The sequence below is a fragment of the Bacillus sp. sid0103 genome, assembly GCF_019219025.1.
The window spans coordinates 1-22,065 of the sequence record NZ_JAHUWN010000032.1 but is presented as its reverse complement, the minus strand read 5'-3'; the positions used below and the strand labels follow the sequence as shown (position 1 = coordinate 22,065).

Here is a 22,065-nt window from a genome sequence, read left to right as displayed (position 1 = left end):
ATAAACGTTTATGGAGCAGAATTTACTTCTATTCCAGTAAACAAAAAGAAAAAGGGTTTTTGACTAAAAACCACATTTTCACATTTTGACTATTATTTTGTCATCATTTCCTTAATATCCCTTTTTTATACCAGATATTCAATATTTATAGGAATAATTCGGAAATTATTATGATGGCATTTTATAATGCTATCATAGTGACATTTTCAAGTCAACTTTTTTTAGCCCTTATGACAAAATAACCTTTGGATTTGTCAATAGTTTCGACGCAGTTAAATAAATTATTTAATTTTTCAATAGCGGATGGTGCACCTTGTTTCTTTTGAATGACAACCCAGAGCTCTCCATGTGATGCAAGATGTTCAAAACTTTGTTCAAAAATATCATGAACTGTTTTCTTCCCTGCTCTAATCGGCGGGTTCGTTAAAATAGCTGCGAATGTGTTTTCTTTCACATTTAACAACCGATCACTTTCATATATTTTAACATTTTGAATCCGATTCAGTTCTGCATTTTCTTTTGCCAATTCAATAGCCCGTTCATTAACATCAACCATATGTATCACACGATCGTGATAATATTTTGCAAGTGATAGACCGATTGGACCGTAGCCGCAGCCTACATCCAGGATTAATCCTTCTGTATCTGGCAATTCAAAAGACTCAATCAATAAACGTGAGCCGAAATCTACTTCTCTTTTTGAAAATACACCGTTATCCGTTTTAAAACGAAACGTGTTATCTTTTAAGGTGAAATCCCAGAATTTCGGGTCACTTTCGACCTTTTGTGTTCGAGAATAGTAGTGTTCAGACAACTGACTCACCTCCGAGGAAAAATAATAATTGAAGATAAACGAGGACTTACTAACGAAAACTACTTAAAACTTAATCATTGCCCTACGATAGATACTTATCATAGAATATGACTTTCGTTTTTTGAGTTAAGGCAAAAAAAGCCCGCTTATACAGCGAGCTTTTTTATATGGTTATTACTTAACTTCAACGTTAGCTCCAACTTCATCAAGTTTAGCTTTGATTGCTTCAGCATCTTCTTTAGAAACGCCTTCTTTGATTGCCTTTGGAGTGTTGTCAACAAGGTCTTTTGCTTCTTTAAGACCAAGACCAGTGATTTCACGTACAACTTTGATAACTTTGATTTTTTGATCGCCAGCGCCAGCTAGGATTACATCAAATTCAGTTTTTTCTTCAACAGCAGCAGCACCTGCACCGCCAACCATTGCTACAGGAGCAGCAGCAGTTACGCCGAATTCTTCTTCGATTGCTTTTACAAGATCGTTAAGTTCTAAAACAGTCATAGATTTAACTGCTTCAATGATTTGTTCTTTAGTCATGATTAAATTTCCTCCTTAGTTTTCGTTCAAGTTTATTTGTACGCGGTTAGATTGTCCAGCTTCAGCTCCCAGCAGCTAGTGTCCTTCGCTCTTCGCCCTACGATAAGTCAACATCGGCTCGCTAACGCTCTCCGTGTTTCCTTTATCTCGGTTGAAGCGCTCCAGGCCATACGCTGCTAAACGGTCGCTTCAGCTTTTCTATTAACTTACGCGCCTTGTTCTTCTTTTTGTTCTGCAACTGCTTTTGTAGCAAGAGCAAGGTTGCGGATTGGAGCTTGTAGTACGCTGAGTAACATAGAAAGCAAGCCTTCGCGTGATGGTAGATCAGCAAGAGCTTTAATTTCATCAGCTGAAGCTACATTTCCTTCGATTACACCTGCTTTTAGTTCTAGAGCTTCATGCTTTTTAGCAAAGTCGTTCAAGATTTTAGCTGGTGCTACTACATCTTCAGTACTGAACGCGATAGCGTTAGGACCTGTTAATGCAGCGTTTAATTCAGCAAGACCAGTTGCTTCTGCAGCACGGCGTGTCATTGAGTTTTTGTAAACTTTGAATTCCACACCAGCTTCACGAAGCTGTTTACGAAGTTCAGTTACTTCTGCAACTGAAAGACCACGGTAATCAACAACAACTGTTGATACGCTGTTCTTTAATTTATCAGAAATTTCGCTAACGATTTGTTGCTTTAATTCGATTGCACTGCTCATCTTTACACCTCCTGTAGAATTTCTACATTTATACCAGGTAAAGCAAACTTGCCGACTGACTAGCCGTTAGGCAAAGGCAGAGGCTTAGTTGCCCTTATGCGTTCAGAATTTATGGAATAAATTCTGATTAGCCAAATAAAAGCCTCCACATCGAGCGTTGACATGGAGGCAGCATAACAACTGATCACTCAGCTGTTTATATCGCATTACCTCGGCAGGGAATTAAGCGACTTCTCGCACCTGCTGTCTTCAGTACAAATGTTATTATTTTAAACAACAAAATAGATTATATAAAATCTATTCAAGATTGTCAATTGGTAAAATTTATTTAACTGCTACAGATGAAGGATCAACTTTAACGCCAGGTCCCATTGTTGAAGCAACAGTTACGTTCTTCATGTAAGTACCTTTTGCTGCAGAAGGCTTCACTTTAAGCATAGTTTCAAATACAGTGTTGAAGTTTTCAACAAGCTTTTCGTTTTCGAAAGAAGCTTTCCCGATTGGCACATGGATGTTACCAGACTTATCAACGCGGTATTCAACTTTACCTGCTTTGATTTCGTTAATCGCACGAGTTACATCAAATGTAACTGTACCTGTTTTAGGGTTTGGCATTAAACCTTTAGGTCCTAATACACGACCAAGTTTACCAACTTCACCCATCATGTCAGGAGTTGCTACGATTACATCAAATTCAAACCAACCTTGTTGGATTTTGTTGATGTACTCTGCATCGCCTACATAATCAGCACCAGCTGCTTCTGCTTCTTTTACTTTTTCCCCTTTAGCGAAAACTAAAACGCGTTGCGTTTTACCAGTTCCGTTTGGAAGCACAACTGCTCCACGGATTTGTTGGTCAGCTTTCTTAGGGTCAACACCTAAACGAAATGCCACTTCAACAGTTGCATCGAATTTAGTGAAGTTAGTTTTTTTAGCAAGATCAATTGCTTCTGCAATTGGATATGCCTTTAGGCGATCTACAAGCTTTGAAGCTTCTAAATACTTCTTACCTTTTTTAGCCATTTTAATTTCCTCCTAGATTGTGGTTTTAACGTTGAATAACTCCCACGAAAAAGGTTGCGAGTGTTTATAACGTCGCAACCCCTTCATTTTACAAAAAACAATCAGTTACATGGATTAGTCTTCGATGACGATACCCATGCTGCGAGCAGTACCTTCAACCATGCGCATTGCTGCTTCAACGCTAGCTGCGTTAAGGTCAGGCATTTTCTGTTCCGCAATCTCGCGTACTGTATTACGCTTAACTGTTGCTACTTTATTACGGTTAGGTTCACCAGAACCTGACTGAATTCCAGCTGCTACTTTTAAAAGAACGGCAGCAGGAGGAGTTTTCGTAATAAATGTAAATGAACGGTCTTCAAATACCGTGATTTCAACAGGGATGATCAAACCAGCTTGATCTGCTGTACGAGCGTTAAATTCTTTACAGAATCCCATGATGTTAACACCGGCTTGACCTAGTGCAGGACCAACTGGTGGCGCAGGGTTTGCTTTCCCAGCAGGAATTTGTAATTTAACGACTTTAATTACTTTTTTAGCCACGAGACACACCTCCTTAAAGTCCGTGATGTGGTAATAGGGTCTTTTAGGAACCCTCCCACTCAGGCATCTGTCTTTATCTATTAATCATAAAGAACTTAACATAAGTCTAGTCTCACGATGGAGACATACTGACCTATGAAATATTACCACTTTTTCAAAATGATTTCAAGTTTTTTTACATTAAAGTTTTTCAATCTGTGTAAAATCAAGTTCTACAGGGGTATCACGACCGAACATATTCACAAGAACTTTCAGTTTCGCTTTGTCCTTATCCATCTCTTCCACAGAACCTGTAAAGTTTGCAAATGGACCTTCTTTGACGCGAACGGTTTCACCAATTTCATAATCGGCATCGACGCGAGTCTCAGTAACACCCATCCGTTTTAAAATAACGACAACTTCTTCCGGAAGTAACGGCGTCGGTTTAGACCCTGATCCTGATGAACCAACAAAGCCTGTTACGCCTGGAGTATTCCGTACTACATACCAAGAATCATCTGTCATCACAATTTCCACCAGTACATAACCAGGGAACACCTTGCGCTTGACTACTTTTTTCTTGCCGTTTTTAAGCTCTGTCTCTTCTTCTTCAGGGACAACCACTCGGAAAATCTTATCTTGCATCCCCATTGATTCGACCCGTTTTTCTAAATTCGCTTTAACTTTATTTTCATAACCCGAGTAAGTATGTAAAACATACCAATTTTTTTCCATTTAAGAGGACTACTACGTCCGTCCCTCCCTATTTATTAGTCACTGACTATTTTTTAAACAAATAAAAAACCCGTTATACGGGCTTTTAGATAAAAATTCCTTTATTAATCACCATTATACCATGAAAGTTGATTTATTATTCAAGAATTAAACGAATCAATTTCGAAATCCCTAAATCAAGGACAGCAAAGAACGCTGCGAAAAAAATAACGGTGGATAGTACAGTAAGCGTCGAGCGTGTTAGTTCCCCGCGTTTAGGCCAGCTAACTTTTCTCATCTCACGGAATAGATCACTGAAGAACTTCTTTATGCGCTGCATTATAGTAACCCCCAAAATTAAATAACTATAAGAATATATGATGACTATTTTGTTTCTCGATGAATGGTATGGGTGGTGCAAGTTTTGCAGAACTTTTTCAATTCTAATCTCTCAGTTTGTGTCTGCTTGCTGATCGTCGAATAATTACGAGAACCGCATACAGCACAGGAAAGGATCACTTTTTTACTCATATTCGACACCTTTACCCAAGTTTCTATTATATCCTTAAAAATGTAACATGTGCCCTAATTATTGTCAATAACCTCCTGAAAACGGTTCAACTAGTTGCCATAAAAATAGACCTATCACAGTGAAAATTCGCGAAGTTCTAAATATCGTTCCAGTTTTCTCTTAACTCGCTGCAGGGCATTATCAATTGATTTCACATGGCGGTTAAGCTCCTCTGAAATTTCTTGATAGGATTGGCCATCGAGGTACAGAGCCAAAACTTTTCTTTCTAAGTCGCTTAATAATTCAGTCATTTTAAATTCGATATGGTCAAATTCTTCTTGGTTAATAATGAGTTCTTCTGGATCAAGGACCTTGGCCCCTGACAAGACATCCATCAAGGTTCGGTCCGATTCCTCATCATAAATCGGCTTGTCCAACGAAACGTAAGAATTTAATGGGATATGCTTTTGCCGTGTTGCGGTTTTAATGGCAGTAATAATCTGACGAGTAATGCAAAGTTCAGCAAATGCCTTAAAGGACGTGAGCTTGTCCTCCCGAAAGTCACGGATCGCCTTGTACAATCCAATCATGCCTTCTTGGACAATGTCTTCTTTATCGGCACCAATTAAAAAATAGGACCTTGCTTTTGCACGTACAAAATTACGATACTTGTGGATTAAATAATCCAATGCTTCACTATTACCGTGGTGCACTAAATCAACAATTCCCTCGTCTTCCATTATGAGGAACTGCTGGTTGACCTTTGTTCCGAAGTCCGTACTCAAAGTAGATCCCCTCCACCGAACAAGCATAGTTAGTAATAGTATACATGACAATTTTTTTAGTGTCCACGTTCACTTTTGTCCTCTGCGCCACTTTTCAAAAATTTCTGCCATTTCATCAGTCATTTTAATTTTCGAGACAGGCTTTCTATCTTGAATCTTCTTCACTTTCCGTTCGATGCCTCTTTCTATGGAGGACATTTCAATCAGCAGCTCCCGAGCGGACTTCCTTAACGCCCCTTGTCCAAAAATCGCCCATTGCTCTGTATAATCGGAAGTGGCCACATGAATTTGCGTTTTCCGATTACTTAGACTGATCGCTAGTTTTTCGATCCGCTCATCTGCTGTTTCATTTTCTTTTGTAAAGATGACTTCAACTTGATGGTTTTTATATTTCTTTTCTGTTCCTTGCACATAATAGGCATCAAAGACAACAATCACACGATAGCCGGAATAGGCTTGATATTCTGCCATTCTTTCGACAAGACGATCTCTTGCTGCAGGTAGATCTCGATCCTTTAATGTCCTTAACTCCGGCCAGGCTCCAATAATGTTATATCCGTCGACAAGCAGGATATCCATATGTTACCTCTCAAGCGGGTGTCGTTTTCGATATACCTCATACATGAGTAACGATGCAGCAACAGAAGCATTTAACGAAGTCACTTTGCCAATCATCGGCAAGTGGATGAGGAAATCACATTTATCGCGAATTAATCGGCCCATTCCTTTACCTTCACTGCCAATGACTAGGCCAAGCGGCAAGGTCCCATCCAACCTGCGGTAGTCATCTTTTCCTTTTGCATCTGTTCCAGCAATCCACATGCCACGTTCCTTTAATTCATCGATTGTTCTCGCCATATTTGTTACGCGTACGACAGGGATATATTCAATTGCACCTGTTGAAGCTTTAGCCACAGTAGCAGTTAAGCCGACAGCCCGTCTTTTTGGAATAATAATCCCATGGGCCCCAACAGAATCCGCCGTTCTCATGATTGACCCGAGGTTGTGAGGGTCTTCAATTTCATCGAGCAATAAAAAGAATGGTGGTTCGTTTTTCTTTTCCGCCGCAGCAAATAAATCATCGATTTCCGCATATTGATAGGCGGCAACATAAGCAAGCACTCCTTGATGGTTTTCGCCGGAGATCTGGTCAATTTTTTTCTTAGGTACAAACTGAACAATCACATTTGCTTCTTTTGCTAACTGTGTAATTTGCTGCATTTGACCACGCTGCGAACCTTCAGCTATTAAAATTTTGTTAATATCCCTTTCTGATTTCAGTGCTTCAATGACTGGATTTTTGCCAACAATATATTCTTGGTCCATCCTAGCGTTCCTCCTTTCTTTCATCCACATATTTAAATGCTGTTTGAATCAGTTCTTCAAGCCGCTCGATTTTACCCGTTAAATATAAATAACCCATCAACGCTTCGAACGCTGTACTGTAGTTATAGGTTTGGACATCGGTATTTTTAGGTACAGAGCCTGACTTTGCATTTCGACCGCGCATGACCACCGCTAATTCCTCTTCATCGAGAAGCTGGTGATCCATCATTTGAAAAAGAATTTTGCACTGTGCTTTTGCCGATACATAAGATGTACCGGTACGATGTAACTGATTGGGTCTGACCTTCCCGCTGTAAAGGAGGTGGCGCCTTACATACGTTTCATAAATGGCGTCACCCATATAAGCTAGTGCGAGACTATTCAATTGTTTAGAATCGACTGTATTTTCGTATTCCAGCATGCATTAGCCTCTTTTCCACCTTGTACCTTGCGGGGTATCTTCTAAAATAATATTCATTTCCTTGAGCTGATCTCTGATTTGGTCAGACAATTGGAAATTACGGTCTTTCCGGGCCTGGATTCGCTTTTCAATCAATGCATCAATTTCTTCGTCCAGCATTTCTTCCTTTTCAATCGTCAGCCCTAAGACATGGAATAACTCCTCAAACTGTTTGGTAAAGGCATCAATGACACCAACAGCAGTATTTTTTTCTAACAGATAGTAATTAGCCAGTTTCGAGAGGTCAAATAAAACAGAAATGGCTTTCGCTGTGTTAAAATCATCATCCATTGCTTCTATAAATTGTTCATGTAATACTGAAATTTTATCAAGCCATTCTTGATTATTATCTGTTAAGTCGGTACTCGCTTCTTTCCGATGTTTTAAGTTTTGATAGGAAGTAGTTAAGCGTTCAAACGCCGCTCTCGTGCTCTCCAGTAAATCCTCGCTAAAATTAATAGGATTACGATAATGAACCGATAACATGAAAAATCGTAACACTTGTGGATTATGCTTCTTGATAATGTCATGAACTAACACAAAATTCCCAAGCGACTTCGACATTTTCTCATTATCGATATTGATATAGCCGTTATGCATCCAGTAACGTGAAAATAATTTCCCTGACAGTGCTTCGGACTGGGCAATTTCATTTTCATGATGCGGGAAGGTTAAATCCTGTCCACCTGCATGAATATCAATTGTTTCACCAAGATACTTTTTCGCCATCGCCGAGCACTCAATATGCCAACCCGGACGGCCTAGTCCCCATGGGCTTTCCCAGAAGATTTCCCCTTCCTTTGCCGCTTTCCAGAGGGCAAAGTCTAAGTCATCTTGTTTTCGATCACCGACTTCAATCCTTGCACCAACCTGCAAATCATCAATCGATTGATGCGATAGCTTACCATAATCATCGAATTTTCTTGTCCGGAAATAAACATCCCCGGCTGATTCATAAGCGAAGCCTTTTTCAATCAATTGGCTAATGAAATCAATAATAATGTCCATATTTTCCATTACCCGTGGATGAACATCCGCTTTTTGGCAGCCTAATGCCGTAACATCTTCAAAATAGGCATTGATAAATCTGTCAGCAATCATTGGTACTTCTTCTCCTAATTGATTGGCCGCACGGATTAATTTATCGTCTACATCGGTAAAATTGGATACATATTTCACATCATAGCCGCGGTATTCTAAATAGCGACGGACGGTATCAAATACGATGGCCGGACGAGCATTACCGATATGAATATAATTATAAACAGTCGGACCGCAAACATACATTTTCACTTTTCCCTCTTCGAGCGGTACGAAGGTTTCTTTCTTGCGCGTAAGTGTATTATAAAGTTGAATGGCCATTTATTTTTATCCTTTCTCCTTTTAATTCTTCAAGTTCATACATTAACCGATCCAGGTCGTTTTGCATTTCTCTTAAGCGGTCGGCAACAGGATCCGGCAAGTCACAATGGTTTAAGTCTCTATTGATCCTTCTTCCATCTTGGATGACGACACGGCCAGGAATTCCCACTACTGTTGAGTTAGGAGGAACTTCTTTCAAGACAACCGAGCCACCGCCAATTTTGGAATTTTCCCCTACTGTGATTGAACCAAGCACCTTAGCCCCTGTTGCAATCAGAACATTATCCTTAATCGTCGGATGCCTTTTCCCTTTTTCTTTCCCCGTTCCACCAAGTGTAACCCCTTGATATATAGTTACATTATCCCCAATTTCACACGTTTCCCCAATAACTACGCCCATACCATGGTCAATAAAAAATCTTCTGCCTATTTTTGCCCCAGGATGAATTTCAATACCGGTAAAAAATCGGCTTACTTGCGAAATCAACCTGGCTAGAAAAAACAGCTTTCGATTAAAGAGTGCATGCGCGAGTCGATGTGACCAAATGGCATGCAAGCCTGAATAGGTTAAGATGACTTCTAAATAACTCCTAGCCGCTGGATCTTGCTCAAAAACAACCTCTACATCCTCCCTCAACTTCTTGAACATTACCATTCTCCCCCTTTTTATAAAGCATAAGCCCCCTAAGCGCTGAAACTAGGAATTCCTCAAAGTTTAAACAATAGGCTATGTTAACCTTGCCTGTTGATTTCCGCTCCAGGCGCGTGCGGTTCGCGGGCAGTCCGGGGAGTCTCCTCGTCGCTCCGCTCCAATCAACAGGGTGCCAAAATCAACAATAAACTTTAACATAGCCAAACAATAAGAAATTTTTCTTTCTGAAACTAAAAAACGCCTCTGTCATAACGACAGAGGCGCTTAACACGCGGTTCCACTCTGATTAGACCGAAAAAGCTTATAAGGTAACATCAGCTCAAACATTGGTCTCACTCTACCTGTTAACGGATCGGTTCCGCCCATTTCTACTCGGAGTTGACTCATTTCGAAACAGGACTCAGAGGTGCATTTCAAAAAACGAGAGGCTTAAACCACTTTCAGCCGATGATGGTTTTCTCTTTAAAGCATCCTTTTTTTACTTCTCCTCTTCAACACTTTACTAACTATATAATTGTTTATTCTACTATATTACATTTCCACTTTAATGTTAACTAATAATTTTATTAATTCTTGTTTGAACTTTATTTTTACCTAAAAGTTCAATCGCCTGTGGCAGGTCAGGTCCATGTGTTTGGCCAGTTACTGCCGCACGGATTGGCATAAATAGGTTTTTCCCTTTTTGGCCGGTCGACTTTTGGACGGCCTTCATAGCAGCCTTTATGCCGTCAGCCCGGAAATTTTCTAATTGGTCCAGTTCATGTGAAAATGCCTTTAATACTTCCGGAACCGTTTCTCCTGCCAGAATTTCCTTCGCATCTTCTTCATAATCAACTTCATCTTTAAAGAACATTTCCGATAGTTCCACGATTTCGGCACCAAAGCTCATTTTTTCCTGTAAAAGTTCGACTAGGCCTTGAACCCATTGATACTGTTCATCCGTTAGACTTTCACTTAAGCGGCCGGCTTTCACTAAATGTGGTAAAGCCAATTCCACCACACGATCAATCTCAATCTTTTTCATGTATTGGTTGTTCATCCATAACAATTTCTGCTTATCAAATAATGCTGGGGATTTGGATAAGCGATTCGCATCAAATATTTCAATAAACTCGCTCTTAGAGTAAATTTCTTCCTCACCTGCTGGTGACCAGCCGAGGAGAGTAATGAAGTTAAATAATGCTTCTGGCAAATATCCTAATTCTTCATATTGTTCGATGAACTGGATGATGGATTCATCCCGCTTACTTAACTTTTTACGGCTTTCATTCACAATCAATGTCATATGGCCAAAAATAGGCGGCTCCCAACCTAAGGCATCATAGACCATAAGTTGTTTTGGTGTGTTCGAGATATGATCATCGCCACGGAGCACATGTGAGATTTTCATTAAATAATCATCAATCGTTACCGCAAAGTTATAGGTTGGGGTACCATCCTTTTTAATGATGACCCAATCGCCCATCCCTTCCGATTCAAACGAAACAGTGCCCTTTACCATATCATCAAAGGTATAGGTTTTCCCTTCAGGTACGATGATACGAATGCTTGGCTGACGGCCTTCGCTTTCTAATTGATGGCGCTGTTCTTCTGTTAAATGGCGGCATTTACCTGAATAATGCGGCGTTTCTCCCCGTTCAGTCTGTGCTTCCCGCTCTGCTTCAATTTCAGCTTCGGTACAATAACACTTATAGGCATGGCCCTCTGCTAATAATTGGTTATAGTAGGTTTGATAAATATCATTTCGTTCGGATTGACGGTATGGACCGTATTCACCGCCGGTGTCGACACTTTCATCCCAATCCATGCCTAGCCATTTTAAATATTTTAACTGGCTTTCTTCTCCGCCTGCAATATTCCGCTTTTTATCGGTATCTTCAATGCGAATGATAAATTTCCCGCCCTGATTACGTGCAAATAAGTAATTAAATAATGCCGTACGGGCGTTTCCAATATGTAAATGTCCCGTTGGACTTGGAGCATATCTTACACGAACTTCGTTTGACATTCTAATGCCTCCAGTGAGAAAAGCGTAAGCGCCTTGCCCAGGGGCGACAAGCATAAGTCGAGCCAGCGTGAAGGTTGTTCTTTGACCTTCACGTTGGATTGGCTTAGACCAGAGATCCCCTAGGCGTTGAAGCTAGACAGCTTTCCAATAATTTATATGGTTTCAACTGAATATTTTATCACTGTATAGGATTTCAGGTAAAGGCTATTCCTGAACCTTTCTTAACAAAACAACAGCTTGGGAGGCAATTCCTTCCCCTCTGCCCGTGAAGCCCAGCTTCTCCGTCGTTGTCGCCTTTACATTGATTTGTTCTGGTGCGGCGTCTAATAATTCGGCAATTCTTACTCGCATTTGTTCAATATAGGGGGCCATTTTCGGCTTTTGAGCAATAATCGTGCAATCGGCGTTAACCAGCTCATAGCCCTTATTTTTCACCAAATGCCACACATGTTCCATTAACTTCGCAGAATCCGCATCTTTAAAATTAGGATCGGTATCGGGAAAATGTTTACCAATATCTCCTTCTCCAATCGCACCAAGACACGCATCAGAAACCGTATGTAATAAAACATCTGCATCTGAATGACCCAGCAAACCCTTCTCATAAGGAATGTGGATACCGCCTATAATCAACGGACGCCCTTCAGTAAGTTGATGGACATCAAAGCCTTGACCAATTCGAAACATCATGAAAAACTCCTTTTTGTCAATATTGCTTTCGCAAAATATAAATCTTCTGGTGTGGTCAATTTGATATTATCGTAGTCCCCTTCGACCACGGTAACAGGATGACCGAGGCGCTCCACCAAACTAGCATCATCGGTTCCTAGGAAGTAATCCTTTTCCGCCCTTTCATAGGCTTCTGTCAGAAGCGAAATTCGAAAAGCTTGTGGGGTTTGAACAGCCCACAAGCTTGAACGTTCGACGGTTTCAACAACCACACCATCTATCACCTTTTTAATGGTGTCCTTAACGGGTACTCCTAAAATAGCTGCCCCTGTTTCCTCAGCCATTTTTGTTAATGAGTTGATATGTTCTTGACTGATGAAAGGACGTGCCGCATCATGTACAAGAATGACCCCATCTGTTTCCACTGTTCTAAGAGCATTATAAATGCTATCCTGGCGTTCCTTTCCACCAGGCACTAAGCGAATTGCTTTGGCAACATTATACTTCGTGAATAAGGCCTTAAATTCCGCTTCATCTTGTGGATGGATCGCGACAATAATGTTGCTGCAGGCTTCATCCTGTTCAAACACCCTTAATGTATGGATCAGTACAGGTATACCATTGAGCTCTAATAAAAGCTTATTTTTCCCTGCTCCCATTCTTTTTCCCTGGCCAGCTGCCGGGAGAATGACTTGGTAAGTCATAAAAAAACCCCACTCTACTCATCCGCATTTTAATCTATAATGCTTTTTCTAATAGTTTTGGTTTGGCAAAGATCATTCTTCCTGCTGATGTTTGGAGAACACTTGTGACGAGAACTTCAATTCGTTTCCCGATATATTCTCTTCCTTCCTCGACAACGATCATTGTTCCGTCATCTAAGTAAGCAACGCCCTGATGATATTCTTTGCCATCCTTAATCACCTGCACCGTTAATTCTTCCCCAGGGAGAACTACAGGTTTGACGGCGTTCGCTAAATCATTGATATTTAACACCGTAACATTCTGCAATTCGCAGACTTTATTCAGGTTGAAATCATTGGTGACTAAGATGCCATTTGTGATTTTTGCTAGTTTGACAAGTTTTGAATCCACTTCACTAATTTCCTCAAAATCACCTTCATAGATTTCGACCTTAATCGCAAGTTCCTTTTGAATGCGATTTAAGATATCCAACCCTCTGCGACCACGATTTCGTTTTAAAACATCGGATGAATCAGCTATATGCTGTAATTCCTCGAGGACAAACTGTGGAATAACAATCGTACCTTCTAAAAATCCAGTTTGACATATATCAGCAACACGACCATCAATAATGACGCTCGTATCTAATATTTTCAACCGCTGATGCGCTTCTTTATCACTCTCGTCATCACTTGTTTTTTTCTTATTACTGCGGTTCCCAAAAAGACCGAGCAGCTCGTCCCTTTTCTTAAAACCTACCTGAAATCCAAGATAGCCAAATAGAATGGTCAGCAAGATTGGCACAACAGCATTTAAAATCGGCACCTGGACCGCATTAAGAGCAAAGCCGATTAAAAAAGCCACCAACAACCCGAATATGAGCCCCACACTACCAAAAAGGACATCGGTAACAGGAATTTTTACTAAAGAATCTTCCGCCCATTTAATAAAATTAAAGACATAATCTACTGCCCAAAAGGTAATAAGATAAAAAATAATAGCACCTAAAACAGCAGACATATACGAGTTGTTAATTAAGGGAATGTCATTGATATGAAGTAAATTGAACAATTCCGGTAATAACAAAATTCCAAGCGTACCACCCATAATGAGGAAGCAAGCCTGCACAATACGTTTTAACATTCCTTCACCTCCTCTACTCATTATAAACATATTAATAAAAATGAAACCTTAATTTACTGATTATTTTTCCCTTTGAGGTTCGTTCAAATGATAGTTGCTGTAAATTTTATAGATAGATGATTTCTCCCCATAGGGTAGCACTGGAAAATTTCCATGTCAAATAATTGGATTTTTTTTACTTTTCCTTTTCATTACTTTTAAAGATGACGGTCGGTGTATAAGCGTTCTTTAATTAATTTAAAGCCTTCCTTAATCTTTTTAGCACGAACTTCCCCGATTCCTTCGACATCATCGAGCTCTTCCACAGATGCCGAAATGATTTTTGAAAGCTCACCAAAACAGCTAATTAGATTTTCAATGATGATCGTTGGGAGTCTTGGAATTTTATTAAGAATGCGGTAGCCGCGTGGACTTTTATTTTCATCGAGATGAACATAGCCAAGATACCCCATTAATTTTAATAAAACCACATCCTCAATTGTTCCATTAGTCGTCATCGACTGCATTCGCGCGAGTACATCTTTTGCCTTGACGTCTCGATCAAAGGCATAATCTTTAATAATGAGCATGGTCTCCTCTTCTAAATCGGTTAAGATTTCATTCAGCTGTAAACGAATGAGACGGCCTTCGGTTCCTAATTCATGTAAATAGGTTAGCAGCTCATTTTTGATCTTTAACACCATTTCAAACCGGTGGAGAACCAGTAAAAAGTCGTTATAGGTGACAGATTCTTCAAACTCTAGAATACTCAAATTAGTAATACTTTGTTCGAGGACGGTCTTATACTTTTCAAGCGTCTGAATTGCTTGATTGGCCTTGGTTAAAATAACCGCAATATCTTTTAAGGCATAGCGGAAATTCCCTTGATACAAGGTGATGACATTTCTCCTTTGGGAGATCGCAATCACTAGGGCTTTTGTTTGTTTTGCCGTTCTTTCTGCTGTGCGGTGCCGCATTCCTGTTTCGGTAGAGGGGATATCGGAGTGAGGGGCCAGCTGGGCATTTGCAAACAGAATTTTATTCCCTAATTCATTTAGGATGATTGCCCCGTCCATTTTGGCCAATTCATATAAAAAGCTTGGCGAAAAAGGACAATTAATTTCAAAGCCGCCATCCACAATACTTTTTACTTTTTCGTTAAAACCAATGACAATTAGTCCCCCTGTGTTGGCACGAAGAACATTATCGATTCCCTCCCGAATGGGTGTACCAGGTGCAAGGAACTGTAATACTTCACTTACGGTATTTTCACCAAGCTTTTTACTCTCCATCTGCTACCCTCCCAACGTTGCTTTTAATGCTTCGCTCACATTCGAAACACCAATGAGTTCAACACCTGTTGGTCCCTTCCAGCCGCCAAGGTTATTAGCAGGTAGAATCACTCGCTCAAAGCCAAGCTTTGCGGCTTCTTGGACACGCTGCTCTATCCTTGACACCCTTCTTACTTCACCGGTTAATCCGACTTCACCGATTATACAATCGGTCGGCCTTGTCGGTTTATCTCTAAAACTAGAGGCAATACTCACCGCTACGGCTAAATCAATCGCCGGCTCATCCAGCTTTACGCCCCCAGCAACTTTTAAGTATGCATCCTGGTTTTGGAGGAGCATCCCAACCCTCTTTTCCAAAACTGCCATTAACAGCGGAACGCGGTTATGATCAATTCCTGTCGCCATTCTTCTAGGGTTACCAAAACTAGTAGGGGAAATTAACGCTTGAATTTCCACGAGGACCGGTCTTGTCCCTTCCATTGACGCCACCACTGTTGAGCCGGCTGCCCCCCGTGAACGCTCTTCTAAGAATATTTCAGAGGGATTGGCTACTTCTTCGAGGCCAAATTCTTTCATTTCAAAAATGCCCATTTCATTAGTGGAACCAAAACGGTTTTTTACTGCCCGAAGGATCCGATAGGTATGGTGTCTTTCTCCTTCGAAATAAAGAACGGTATCGACCATATGCTCTAGTAGCCTTGGACCAGCAATTGACCCTTCTTTTGTTACGTGACCAACAATAAAAATCGCAATCCCTTTGGTCTTCCCAATTCTCATTAATTCTGAGGTACACTCGCGAACCTGTGAAACACTCCCTGGTGCACTGGTTACATCTGGGTGAAAGACCGTCTGAATAGAGTCAATGATAACAAAACTTGGATTCGTTTGATCGATGTTACGGTTAATTTCTTCAAGATTCGTTTCAGAGTATACGAGTAGATTTTCAGAAGATATACCTAATCGTTCCGCGCGAAGCTTGGTTTGCCGTAACGACTCCTCACCAGATATGTATAAAACCTTATTTCCTTTGTTTGCGAGTTGGGACGAAACCTGTAAAAGAAGCGTGGACTTACCGATTCCAGGGTCACCGCCAATTAGTACTAACGAACCCTTTACGACACCGCCGCCAAGAACCCGATTTAATTCGTTCAAATCGGTTAGAATTCGTGGTTCATTTTCCATTTCGATCGAATTAATGGGCATAGGTTTCGCTAAAATTCCTGTTCCCGTTTGAGAATGTGCAAATGCACCTCTCCTAGTTGCACCCGTTACTTCAACTTCCTCAACCATTTTATTCCACTCACCACAGCCAGGGCATTTTCCCATCCACTTTGGCGATTCATATCCGCAATCTTGACACATAAACTTCGTCTTACGCTTTGCCATAATCCTTCGATCCTCTCTTGCAACAATAAAAAGAACAAAAGGCGCAAGCACCGTATAGCGAAATACGCTGGGCGCTGGAGCCAGATTTTGCTAACTATATAAAGGGTACCACACCTATTTTATTTTTTCATTTGGAAAAAAGATAGAAAAAGAGGTACACGATTTAACTTTATTTACGTGTACCTCTCCATTGGTATTACGACCTAGTTCTATTTTACTAAACTTGTTTTCTCAGCCATTCGAACAATAAATTCTCCATTATCAACATCGATGATAGCATGCTGCCCAGTTAATAATGTTCCTTTTAATAATTCTTCAGAAAGTCTGTCTTCAATATGCTTCTGAATAGCACGGCGTAAAGGTCGTGCTCCATACTCAGGGTCATAACCTTCCTGAGAAATTTTCTCCTTTGCAGCAGCTGTTAATTCTAAAGAGATGTTTTGCTCTTTTAAGCGTTTTACTAACTGCTCTGATAACAAAGTAACAATTTCTTCAAGATGTTTTCGCTCTAACGCGTGGAAAACAATGATCTCATCGATACGGTTCAGGAATTCTGGACGGAATGCCTTCTTTAATTCTCCCATCACTTTACCCTTCATATCTTTATAATCTTGTTCGCCATCTTGAATATTAAAGCCTACATATTTGTTCCGTTTTAGTGCTTCAGCACCCACATTGGATGTCATAATGAGGACTGTGTTACGGAAATCAACCGTTCTACCTTTAGAATCCGTTAATCGTCCATCCTCAAGGACTTGGAGCAGGATATTGAATACATCAGGATGCGCCTTTTCAATTTCGTCTAGTAACACAACAGAATAAGGCTTTCTGCGAACCTTCTCTGTTAATTGGCCGCCTTCCTCATAGCCGACATATCCTGGCGGTGAACCAACCAGACGAGAGGTCGAGTGTTTCTCCATATACTCGGACATATCAATCCGAATCATGGCATCTTCATCACCAAACATAGCTTCAGCAAGGGCACGTGCTAATTCCGTTTTACCCACACCAGTTGGTCCAAGGAAGACGAAGGAACCAATAGGACGTTTTGGATCTTTTAATCCTGCTCGTGCACGACGGACGGCCTTCGCTACTGCTTTAACCGCTTCTTCCTGGCCAATAACACGAGAATGAAGAACTTCCTCTAAATTTAGCAACTTCGCCATCTCTGTTTCGGCAAGCTTGGAAACAGGAACTCCGGTCCAGCTGGACACAACACTTGCAATATCTTCGACGGTCACTTCATTATTTTCTTTCCCTTGTTTTTCCTTCCAATTCTTCTTCGTTTCCTCAAGTTGTTCACGTAAACGCTGTTCTGTATCCCTTAAGGATGCGGCCTTTTCAAATTCTTGACTCTGAACAGCTGAATCTTTTTCCTTGCGAACTTCTTCAAGTTTCACTTCTAATTCCTTTAAATTAGGCGGAGTGGTAAAGGAACGTAGACGTACCTTAGAACCGGCTTCATCGATTAAATCAATCGCTTTATCAGGCAGGAAGCGATCGGAGATATAGCGGTCAGACAGTTTTACAGCTGCTTGAATGGCTTCATCTGTAATCGATACACGGTGATGTGCCTCGTAACGGTCGCGCAATCCTTCTAAAATCTGAATCGATTCATCAAGAGTTGGCTCATCGACACGAATTGGCTGGAATCGACGTTCAAGCGCTGCATCTTTTTCAATGTATTTACGATATTCATCAAGAGTCGTTGCACCAATACATTGGAGTTCGCCGCGCGCAAGAGATGGCTTTAAGATGTTAGACGCATCAATGGCCCCTTCAGCACCACCAGCGCCAATTAATGTATGCAGCTCATCAATGAATAGAATAATATTGCCTGCTTGGCGAATTTCATCCATTACTTTTTTCAAACGATCCTCAAATTCGCCTCGATATTTCGTTCCAGCTACGACTGTCCCCATATCGAGAGTCATCACGCGTTTATCACGAAGAATTTCAGGTACTTCGTTATTGACAATTTGTTGGGCAAGACCTTCGGCGATTGCTGTTTTTCCAACACCCGGCTCACCGATTAATACTGGGTTATTTTTTGTCCGACGGCTTAGTACTTCAATGACACGTTGAATTTCCTTGCCGCGTCCAATCACAGGATCAAGGCTTCCTTCACGGGCAATTGCGGTTAAATCCCTGGCAAGGCTATCTAGTGTTGGTGTGTTGGCACTGGCAGATGCCCCGCCTTGATGCCCGCCAGACTCATTGCTTCCTAAAAGTTGAAGGACTTGCTGCCTCGCCTTATTTAAACTTACACCTAGATTATTAAGGACCCGTGCAGCAACCCCTTCCCCTTCACGGATTAAGCCAAGGAGAATATGTTCGGTGCCTACATAGGAATGTCCTAATTTACGTGCCTCATCCATCGATAATTCAATGACTTTTTTAGCTCTTGGAGTATAGTGAATGGTTTGAGACGCTTCCTGTCCTTTGCCAATTAAGTTTTCTACTTCTTTTTGGATTTTTTCAGAACCTAAGCCAAGCCCATAAAGAGCCTTTGCTGCAATCCCTTCTCCTTCACGGGTTAATCCTAATAAAATGTGCTCTGTTCCAATATTGTTATGTCCAAGACGAATCGCTTCCTCTTGTGCTAATGCTAGAACTTTTTGCGCTCTTTCAGTAAAACGGCCGAACATCATATTCTCTTCCTCCTCACCTATTTTTCTTGCTCCATTTTTATTCGTTCCCTAATGAATGCTGCCCGTCGGATATCTCTTTCATGCGGTCTTAATGAACCCCCAGCGTATTGCTGCAAGAAACCCGGCTGGGTCAAGATCATTAATTCATTTAATATCGTCTTAGGCATATTTTCAATATAACCCATATCTATTCCAAGCCGAACATCGGATAAACACCTTGCTGCTTCCTTCGTTTCAATAATTCGGCTATTAGATAACACACCTAGTGATCGGAACACCCTGTCTTCTAATTGTATGTTCGAAGTTTTCCGTAATGCTTCACGTGCCGACCTTTCTTGCGAAATTAACTGGCTAACAACTCCCTTCAGATCCCGGCAAATGTCTTCTTCCGATTTACCAAGGGTAATTTGGTTAGAAATTTGAAATATATTACCTAATGCTTCGCTGCCTTCACCATAAATTCCTCTAACAACTAGACCTAATTGATTAATTGCTGGAATAATGCGATTGATTTGCTGCGTTAACATTAACCCTGGCAAATGCATCATGACAGAAGCACGAAGTCCTGTTCCCACGTTAGTCGGACAACTGGTTAAATAACCGTGTTTTTCATCAAATGCGTATTGAATATTACTCTCAAGCCAATCATCAATTTCATTTGCAGCATCTAAGGCTTCCGATAATTGCAAGCCTGGAAACAAACATTGAATGCGGATATGATCCTCTTCATTTATCATAATACTAACTTCTTCATTTTCGGTTAATAGAACCGCCCCATATGGTGAATCTTCTGCCAGATTTGGGCTAATTAGATGTTTTTCTACTAATACCCTTTTTTGCAGAGGCTGAAGCTCATCAATTTTCAACAATTCCATTTGGCCAAACTTTTCAACGGAAGACTGCCCTATGATTTCCTCCATTTTTTCAATAATCATTTTTGCTTCTTCATGTGAAAAAAGCGTAGGAAATTTATAAGCATCAAAGTTACGAGCCAAACGAATTCGAGAGCTGAGGACAATATCTGAATCAGGTCCTTCCGCGCTCATCCAAGAGCTGACAGCTTGATTTAAAAACCGTTCAAGCGACACCTTATTCCCCTCCCTCTTGGCTAGCAGCTAAATTCTTCTCCAACTGACGTATTTCATCACGAATCTCAGCTGCCTTTTCAAATTCTTCATTAGCAATCGATTCTTTTAGCATATTTTTTAATTCTTCTATTTGCTTGCGCAGATGGATGCTGCCGCCAATTCTCTTTGGTATTTTCCCATTATGTGTCCAGTTTCCACTATGAAGCCGCCTTAAGACGGGATTCAGTTGTTCTTTAAATGCTTCATAACAATGAGAACATCCAAAGCGTCCGACTTTTAAAAACTGAGGAAAAGTCATCGAGCAAGCGTCGCAATGAAGGATCTCCTCCTGATGAAACGGACTTTGGCTTTGCTTTTGAAAGGTAGGGTCAATATTAAGTAATCCTGCTAATAAATTATTAAAAGCGAATCCTGATTCCCCATTAAAAATAAACATTTCGCCCTTTTCCTGAGCACACTTTTCACAAAGATGAACTTCCGTCTTTTCACCGTTTATGATTTTCGTAAAATGAAGGGCTGCAGGTCTTTGGTTGCATTCCTGACAGATCATACTTTTCACCTCTCAGTGAACAAATTTATTTATATTTTAAAGATGTTAACATAGCTTTTAGCATTCTTGCTCTTAATTCATCTCGGTATGGAAGATCAATATAAAGAACGGAACGATCAATTACACTTAACATAATTTTCGCTTCCCGCTGTGAGACAATTTCTTCTTGAACGAGTCTGAATATGACATCCTCAGCACTTGTTTGACTAATCCAATTTTGAATAAGTGCGAGCGATTGATCAATTAAATGAGCTAAGTCATGGGATTGGACCTTCATAATCCTTATATACCCACCGCCACCCCGTTTACTCTCTACAATATATCCTCTTTCAATCGTAAAACGGGTGTTAATGACATAATTTATTTGTGAGGGTACGCATTGAAATTTGTCTGCGATTTCACTTCGTTTAATTTCAACAAGGTCTTTTTCACTTAATTCCAATACTTGTTTGAGATAATGTTCAATAATATCAGAGATATTTCGCATCTTCCCACCCCCCATTCTCTGACTTTGACTATATTTGACTAAATTATACTGAATTTTTTATGTAGATGCAACGATTCACTACTAATGATTTTCTCCAAATCTCGCCAATGTGAAACCTCGGATTAGTTAAAAAGTATCGTTGGAGGAAGTGCTGAAGGACCAATCGTAATAGACAGTTTTGTTTTAATGAAGCCTAAAAACGACTTGAAGAGCAGAATAAGACCAAAGAGGCTACTAATTTTACAAAATAGAGGGCGATTAAACCGATATACAAACTATATATACAAAACTTAGGTGTAATTATACAAAGAGTAGATTCAAAATAACAAAATATAGGATAATATCCCATTTCACAATCTCATCTATACCCCAAAACAATTCTTTCCCATAAAAAAAAACAACCTTTTCAGGTTGTCTTTGTTGTGCCTGGCAACGTCCTACTCTCACAGGGACGCGTGTCCCAACTACCATTGGCGCTGAGAAGCTTAACTTCCGTGTTCGGTATGGGAACGGGTGTGACCTTCTCGCCATAATTGCCAGACTATTTGATTGAGGTATCATTCCCTCAAAACTAGATAATGCAGAAGAAGTTTGTAAACTCGAGAAAGCCTTAAAAATGGTTAAGTCCTCGAACGATTAGTATCAGTCAGCTCCACATGTTACCACGCTTCCACCTCTGACCTATCAACCTGATCATCTTTCAGGGTTCTTACTAGCT

24 protein-coding genes, 2 rRNA genes and 2 other annotated features are annotated in these 22,065 nt (G+C 40.5%); all 26 genes read right to left on the bottom strand.

The features are described 5' to 3' along the window. Positions 1 to 211: 211 nt before the first annotated feature. Positions 212 to 814: a class I SAM-dependent methyltransferase gene (locus KW850_RS26705; protein ID WP_218350780.1), complete on the bottom strand. Its 603-nt coding sequence runs from the start codon at positions 812 to 814 to the stop codon at positions 212 to 214. 174 nt (positions 815 to 988) lie between these two features. Then, entirely contained in the window at positions 989 to 1,351 is a 363-nt protein-coding gene (gene rplL, locus KW850_RS26700; protein ID WP_218350779.1) for a 50S ribosomal protein L7/L12, read from the bottom strand. Between the two features lie 206 nt (positions 1,352 to 1,557). Continuing rightward, the gene (rplJ, locus tag KW850_RS26695; RefSeq protein ID WP_218350778.1) at positions 1,558 to 2,058 is read right to left on the bottom strand and encodes a 50S ribosomal protein L10; all 501 of its coding nucleotides are present in this window, start codon (positions 2,056 to 2,058) and stop codon (positions 1,558 to 1,560) included. 127 nt (positions 2,059 to 2,185) lie between these two features. Then, positions 2,186 to 2,329: a sequence feature (ribosomal protein L10 leader region), on the bottom strand. 53 nt (positions 2,330 to 2,382) lie between these two features. Continuing rightward, on the bottom strand, positions 2,383 to 3,081 hold the full coding sequence (gene rplA / locus KW850_RS26690; protein WP_218350777.1) for a 50S ribosomal protein L1: 699 nt from the start codon (positions 3,079 to 3,081) through the stop codon (positions 2,383 to 2,385). Positions 3,082 to 3,195: 114 nt separating this feature from the next. After that, entirely contained in the window at positions 3,196 to 3,621 is a 426-nt protein-coding gene (gene rplK / locus KW850_RS26685) for a 50S ribosomal protein L11 (RefSeq protein WP_026565509.1), read from the bottom strand. 180 nt (positions 3,622 to 3,801) lie between these two features. After that, complete coding sequence (gene nusG, locus KW850_RS26680; RefSeq protein WP_026565508.1) at positions 3,802 to 4,335, bottom strand: transcription termination/antitermination protein NusG; 534 nt, start codon at positions 4,333 to 4,335, stop codon at positions 3,802 to 3,804. A gap of 136 nt (positions 4,336 to 4,471) precedes the next feature. Continuing rightward, on the bottom strand, positions 4,472 to 4,654 hold the full coding sequence (gene secE, locus KW850_RS26675; protein WP_218350776.1) for a preprotein translocase subunit SecE: 183 nt from the start codon (positions 4,652 to 4,654) through the stop codon (positions 4,472 to 4,474). A gap of 44 nt (positions 4,655 to 4,698) precedes the next feature. Continuing rightward, complete coding sequence (gene rpmG / locus KW850_RS26670) at positions 4,699 to 4,845, bottom strand: 50S ribosomal protein L33 (protein ID WP_214716664.1); 147 nt, start codon at positions 4,843 to 4,845, stop codon at positions 4,699 to 4,701. 114 nt (positions 4,846 to 4,959) lie between these two features. Continuing rightward, on the bottom strand, positions 4,960 to 5,637 hold the full coding sequence (sigH, locus tag KW850_RS26665) for an RNA polymerase sporulation sigma factor SigH (protein ID WP_218350814.1): 678 nt from the start codon (positions 5,635 to 5,637) through the stop codon (positions 4,960 to 4,962). A gap of 42 nt (positions 5,638 to 5,679) precedes the next feature. Further along, entirely contained in the window at positions 5,680 to 6,189 is a 510-nt protein-coding gene (locus tag KW850_RS26660; protein WP_218350775.1) for an NYN domain-containing protein, read from the bottom strand. Positions 6,190 to 6,192: 3 nt separating this feature from the next. After that, positions 6,193 to 6,936, bottom strand: coding sequence for a 23S rRNA (guanosine(2251)-2'-O)-methyltransferase RlmB (gene rlmB / locus KW850_RS26655; RefSeq protein WP_218350774.1), 744 nt, complete (start codon positions 6,934 to 6,936; stop codon positions 6,193 to 6,195). A gap of 1 nt (position 6,937) precedes the next feature. Next, complete coding sequence (locus tag KW850_RS26650) at positions 6,938 to 7,357, bottom strand: Mini-ribonuclease 3 (RefSeq protein ID WP_218350773.1); 420 nt, start codon at positions 7,355 to 7,357, stop codon at positions 6,938 to 6,940. A 3-nt stretch (positions 7,358 to 7,360) separates the two neighbouring features. Beyond that, positions 7,361 to 8,758, bottom strand: coding sequence for a cysteine--tRNA ligase (cysS, locus tag KW850_RS26645; RefSeq protein WP_218350772.1), 1,398 nt, complete (start codon positions 8,756 to 8,758; stop codon positions 7,361 to 7,363). Further along, positions 8,739 to 9,407, bottom strand: a complete 669-nt coding sequence (gene cysE, locus KW850_RS26640; RefSeq protein ID WP_374226393.1) for a serine O-acetyltransferase — start codon at positions 9,405 to 9,407, stop codon at positions 8,739 to 8,741. The genes cysS and cysE overlap by 20 nt, the downstream gene beginning before the upstream one ends. A 256-nt stretch (positions 9,408 to 9,663) precedes the next feature. After that, positions 9,664 to 9,914, bottom strand: a binding site (T-box leader). A gap of 46 nt (positions 9,915 to 9,960) precedes the next feature. Then, positions 9,961 to 11,418, bottom strand: a complete 1,458-nt coding sequence (gene gltX / locus KW850_RS26635; RefSeq protein ID WP_218350770.1) for a glutamate--tRNA ligase — start codon at positions 11,416 to 11,418, stop codon at positions 9,961 to 9,963. A gap of 204 nt (positions 11,419 to 11,622) precedes the next feature. Next, a complete protein-coding gene (gene ispF, locus KW850_RS26630; protein ID WP_218350769.1) occupies positions 11,623 to 12,105 on the bottom strand; it encodes a 2-C-methyl-D-erythritol 2,4-cyclodiphosphate synthase in 483 nt (160 codons plus the stop codon). After that, positions 12,105 to 12,791 carry a 2-C-methyl-D-erythritol 4-phosphate cytidylyltransferase gene (gene ispD, locus KW850_RS26625; RefSeq protein WP_218350768.1) on the bottom strand — a complete coding sequence of 229 codons (687 nt, stop codon included), beginning with the start codon at positions 12,789 to 12,791 and terminating at the stop codon, positions 12,105 to 12,107. The genes ispF and ispD overlap by 1 nt, the downstream gene beginning before the upstream one ends. Positions 12,792 to 12,825: 34 nt before the next feature. Next, entirely contained in the window at positions 12,826 to 13,914 is a 1,089-nt protein-coding gene (locus KW850_RS26620) for a PIN/TRAM domain-containing protein (protein WP_218350767.1), read from the bottom strand. Between the two features lie 197 nt (positions 13,915 to 14,111). Continuing rightward, complete coding sequence (disA, locus tag KW850_RS26615; protein ID WP_218350766.1) at positions 14,112 to 15,185, bottom strand: DNA integrity scanning diadenylate cyclase DisA; 1,074 nt, start codon at positions 15,183 to 15,185, stop codon at positions 14,112 to 14,114. Positions 15,186 to 15,188: 3 nt separating this feature from the next. After that, positions 15,189 to 16,571, bottom strand: a complete 1,383-nt coding sequence (gene radA, locus KW850_RS26610) for a DNA repair protein RadA (RefSeq protein WP_218350765.1) — start codon at positions 16,569 to 16,571, stop codon at positions 15,189 to 15,191. Between the two features lie 209 nt (positions 16,572 to 16,780). Then, positions 16,781 to 19,222, bottom strand: coding sequence for an ATP-dependent protease ATP-binding subunit ClpC (clpC, locus tag KW850_RS26605; RefSeq protein ID WP_218350764.1), 2,442 nt, complete (start codon positions 19,220 to 19,222; stop codon positions 16,781 to 16,783). 17 nt (positions 19,223 to 19,239) lie between these two features. Beyond that, the gene (gene mcsB, locus KW850_RS26600; protein WP_218350763.1) at positions 19,240 to 20,310 is read right to left on the bottom strand and encodes a protein-arginine kinase McsB; all 1,071 of its coding nucleotides are present in this window, start codon (positions 20,308 to 20,310) and stop codon (positions 19,240 to 19,242) included. 1 nt (position 20,311) lies between these two features. Further along, positions 20,312 to 20,860, bottom strand: a complete 549-nt coding sequence (mcsA, locus tag KW850_RS26595) for a protein-arginine kinase activator protein McsA (protein ID WP_218350762.1) — start codon at positions 20,858 to 20,860, stop codon at positions 20,312 to 20,314. Between the two features lie 25 nt (positions 20,861 to 20,885). After that, positions 20,886 to 21,347: a CtsR family transcriptional regulator gene (locus KW850_RS26590; protein WP_218350761.1), complete on the bottom strand. Its 462-nt coding sequence runs from the start codon at positions 21,345 to 21,347 to the stop codon at positions 20,886 to 20,888. A 424-nt stretch (positions 21,348 to 21,771) separates the two neighbouring features. Beyond that, positions 21,772 to 21,888, bottom strand: a 5S ribosomal RNA gene (gene rrf, locus KW850_RS26585). A gap of 75 nt (positions 21,889 to 21,963) precedes the next feature. Further along, positions 21,964 to 22,065 (bottom strand): 23S ribosomal RNA (locus KW850_RS26580); the annotation flags it as partial.